3 protein-coding genes are annotated in these 4,064 nt (G+C 66.3%); 1 reads left to right on the top strand and 2 read right to left on the bottom strand.

From position 1 onward, the window contains the following. Positions 1-46 precede the first annotated feature (46 nt). Together AB4Y84_RS15260 and AB4Y84_RS15255 are read right to left on the bottom strand one after the other, a co-directional pair. Positions 47-673, bottom strand: a complete 627-nt coding sequence (locus tag AB4Y84_RS15260; protein ID WP_363729709.1) for a CoA transferase subunit B — start codon at positions 671-673, stop codon at positions 47-49. Position 674: 1 nt separating this feature from the next. After that, positions 675-1,406: a CoA transferase subunit A gene (locus AB4Y84_RS15255; protein WP_025878484.1), complete on the bottom strand. Its 732-nt coding sequence runs from the start codon at positions 1,404-1,406 to the stop codon at positions 675-677. A 173-nt stretch (positions 1,407-1,579) separates the two neighbouring features. On the opposite strand from AB4Y84_RS15255, the gene AB4Y84_RS15250 reads away from it, so the two are divergent. Next, on the top strand, positions 1,580-4,064 hold a 2,485-nt coding region (locus AB4Y84_RS15250), incomplete at its 3' end, for a DEAD/DEAH box helicase (protein WP_442250378.1).

The raw sequence follows: 4,064 nt of genomic DNA, 5'->3' as shown, positions 1-4,064 counted from the left end.
GGACCAGCACTGATGCTGGCCCTGCGGGGCACGGGACCGATGCCCGTCAGCGGAACGCGACGCCGGTCTTTTCCTTCAACTCATCCTCGCCCACGCCCGCGGCGGTCTCCACCAGCACCAGACCGTCATCGGTCACATCGAACACCGCCAGGTCGGTGATGATGCGGTCGACCACGCCCACACCGGTCAGCGGCAGCGTGCATTCGGCCAGGATCTTGTGCTCGCCGTTCTTGGCGGTGTGCTCCATCAGCACCACCACGCGCTGCACGCCGGCCACCAGGTCCATCGCGCCGCCCATGCCCTTGACCATCTTGCCGGGCACCATCCAGTTGGCCAGGTCGCCCTTGTCGGTCACCTGCATCGCGCCGAGGATGGCCAGGTTGACGTGGCCACCACGGATCATCGCAAAGCTGTCATGGCTGCCGAAGTAGCTGGCACCGGCGCGCGCAGTCACCGTCTGCTTGCCAGCATTGATCAGGTCGGCGTCCACCTCGGCCTCGGTCGGGAACGGACCGATGCCCAGCAGGCCGTTTTCCGACTGCAGCCATACGTCCACGCCCTCGGGGATGTGGTTGGCCACCAGCGTCGGCAGGCCGATGCCCAGGTTCACGTAGGCGCCATCAGTCAGTTCACGCGCAGCGCGCGCCGCCATCTCATCGCGGGTCCATGCCATGTCAGTTGCCCTCCGCACGGATGGTGCGCTGTTCGATACGTTTTTCAGGGGTGGGGTTGTGCACGATGCGGTGCACGTAGATGCCCGGCAGATGCACCTGGTCCGGATCGATGCTGCCGACCGGCACCACCTCCTCCACTTCCACGATGCAGACCTTGCCGGCCATCGCACAGGCCGGGTTGAAGTTGCGCGCGGTCTTGCGGAACACCAGGTTGCCGGCCTCGTCGGCCTTCCAGGCCTTGACCAGGGCAACGTCGGCGCGCAGCGCGGTTTCCATCACATAGTGCTTGCCATCGAACTCGCGGGTTTCCTTGCCCTCGGCGACCACGGTGCCGTAACCGGTGGCGGTGAAGAACGCTGGGATACCCGCCCCGCCGGCACGCAGGCGCTCGGCCAGGGTGCCCTGCGGATTGAACTCCAGCTCCAGCTCGCCGGCCAGGAACTGTCGTTCGAATTCCTTGTTCTCGCCCACGTACGACGAAATCATCTTGCTGATCTGCCGGGTTTCCAGCAGCTGGCCCAGGCCGAAGCCATCGACGCCGGCGTTGTTGGAGATCACGGTCAGGCCTTTGGCACCACTGTCGCGCAGCGCGGCGATCAGTGCCTCGGGAATGCCGCACAGGCCGAAGCCCCCCACGGCCAGGGTCTGGCCATCGGCGACCACGCCCTGCAGGGCCTGCGCCGCAGAGGCGAAACGCTTGCTGCGCGTGCCGCTGGAAGTTGATTGCTGCATCTCTACTGCCCTACCCGGTGAGAATGCCGCCATTCTAGCGGCACACCCGACGCCGGCTGAGATGCGCCGCAGCATGAACCGGCATGCCGGGCTGCCAATCCGTAGAATGTTCCCTTTCCCGCTTGCGGTGCCCTTGGCAACGCGTGCTGTAGATGGAGAGGACAGGACGACGCATGGCCGAAGTATTCACCGGAGGGGAACTGTCCCGCTGGCTGGATGCCGGGACGCTGGAAAAGGGCAACCACCACGTGTCGGCAGTGCGCGAGCTGGGCTACCGGTCACCGCTGCTGACCGCCCAGGTCGAGGGCTGGCAGGTAGCGATCGACCTGGATGCCAGCGCCCGCACCCCGCACAGCCCCCTGCAGAGTCGCTGCACCTGTCCGGCTGGCACGCACTGCGAGCATGTCGCCGCCGTGTTGCTGGCCGCACTGCGGAACTCACTGGAGGGTGAACCGGGTTCGCTGCGTGCGGCCGCCGATCCGATATTGCCTACCCTGCAGATCCAGGCGATGACGCCGATCCTGCATCTGCACAGCATGGAATACCGACCTGCCTGGCTCACCGATCGTGACCCCTCGCAATGGCTCGACGTCGCCACCGTAGCGTTCGAGTACGACGAACACGTGCGTTTTCTCGACGACCCATCGCTGTTCGTGCACGACGCCGAGGGCCAGCTCTACCTGCTGCCGCGTGACCTGGCCGGGGAGGCACGGCGTGAAGCTGAACTGCACAGCGTCCACCTGCACCGCGAGCGGCAACCGCGCGTCGTGCTGGACGGCGGCGGCCCGTTGTTCGAGCTGCGCAGTTTCGACTGGACCCGCTTCCTGCTGGAGGACGTGCTGCGGCTGGAAGCGCTGGGCTGGAAGATCGAGACTGACGATGCCTTCCGCCATCGCATCACCCGGGTGGAGGAGATCGACCTGGATGTGCGGTCGATGCCCACCGACAGCACTGCATTCGACCTGGCCCTGACCATTGACGTCGATGGCCGCAGCGTTGCGCTGGTTCCGCTGTTGCAGGGCGTACTGCAGTCCGATCCGCGCTGGCTGCGCGGCCAGCTGGACGCGATCGGCGATGACGAGAACGTACTTCTGACGACGGCCGGCAATGAACGCCTGGCCCTGCGCGCAGGCCGCCTGAAACCGGTGATCGCGCTGCTGGCGGATCTGTTCGGCGACCACGGGCAACCGTTGCGCCTGCAGGCGCACGATCGCGGACGCCTGCAGGCACTGCAGGAAGCCGCGCAGCTGCGACTGCACAGCAGCAACGATACCCGCGCACGCGTTCAGCGCCTGCTGGACGCACCGGCGATGACCGCTGTCCCGGCGCCCCAGGGCTTGCGCGCGACGCTGCGCAGCTACCAGCTTGAAGGCCTGTCCTGGCTGCAGTACCTGCGCCAGCAGGGTCTGGGCGGCGTGCTGGCCGATGACATGGGCCTGGGCAAGACACTGCAGACGCTGGCCCATCTCCTGGTTGAAAAGCAGAGCGGCCGCCTGGACAAACCGGCACTGGTGGTCATGCCGACGTCACTGCTGCACAACTGGCAGAGTGAAGCTGCGCGCTTCACCCCGGATCTGCGCGTACTGGCCCTGCACGGACCCGCACGTGACACGCAGTTCGGCGCCATTGCCGCACATGATCTGATACTGACCACCTACCCCCTGCTCTGGCGCGACGAACAGGCGCTGCAGGCGCATTCCTACCATCTGCTGATCCTGGATGAGGCACAGCAGGTGAAGAATCCCAGGTCGCGCGCGGCGGCCACGCTGCGCACGCTGCAGGCGCGTCATCGCCTGTGCCTGACCGGCACCCCGCTGGAGAACCATCTGGGCGAGCTGTGGACGCAGTTCGACTTCCTGCTGCCCGGCCTGCTCGGCAGCGAAAAACAGTTCAACCAGCACTGGCGCCATCCCATCGAACGCGGCAGCGACCAGCGGCGTGCTCAGCTGCTGGCCCAGCGGCTGCGACCTTTCATCCTGCGCCGGCGCAAGGACCAGGTCGCTTCCGAGCTTCCACCAAAGACGGTCATCACCCGCACGGTGGCGATGGAAGGCGCCCAGCGCGATCTCTACGAAACCGTGCGTGCGGCAATGGAAAAGCAGGTCCGCGATGCGATCAACGGCAGCGGACTGGCGCGCAATCACATCGTGGTACTGGACGCGTTGCTGAAGTTGCGCCAGGTCTGCTGCGATCCGCGTCTGCTGCCAGGCGAGACACCCGCTCGCGCTGCCGGTTCGGCCAAGCTGGACCTGCTGCGCGAGATGCTGCCCTCCATGGTCGAAGAAGGACGGCGCATCCTGCTGTTCTCGCAGTTCACCGGCATGCTGGCCCTGATTGCGCAGGCATTGGATGCATTGGGCCTGGCCTACGTGACCCTGACCGGCGACACCCAGAACCGGGTCACGCCGGTGCAGCGCTTCATGCAGGGCGAGGTTCCGGTGTTCCTGATCAGCCTGAAGGCCGGTGGCGTAGGCCTGAATCTGACGGCCGCCGACACCGTCATCCACTTCGATCCCTGGTGGAACCCGGCCGCCGAGAACCAGGCCACCGACCGTGCCCATCGCATCGGCCAGGACCAGCCGGTGTTCGTCTACAAGCTGATCACCGCCGGCAGCGTCGAGGAACGGATCGCCGAGCTGCAGCAGCGCAAGGCCGACC

Origin of the sequence: Stenotrophomonas sp. 2YAF22, from assembly GCF_052114665.1 — a bacterium.
GTDB lineage: Bacteria > Pseudomonadota > Gammaproteobacteria > Xanthomonadales > Xanthomonadaceae > Stenotrophomonas > Stenotrophomonas indicatrix.
Note: the sequence above shows the minus strand (reverse complement) of the source record. Positions and strands in the feature narration are given on the sequence as shown.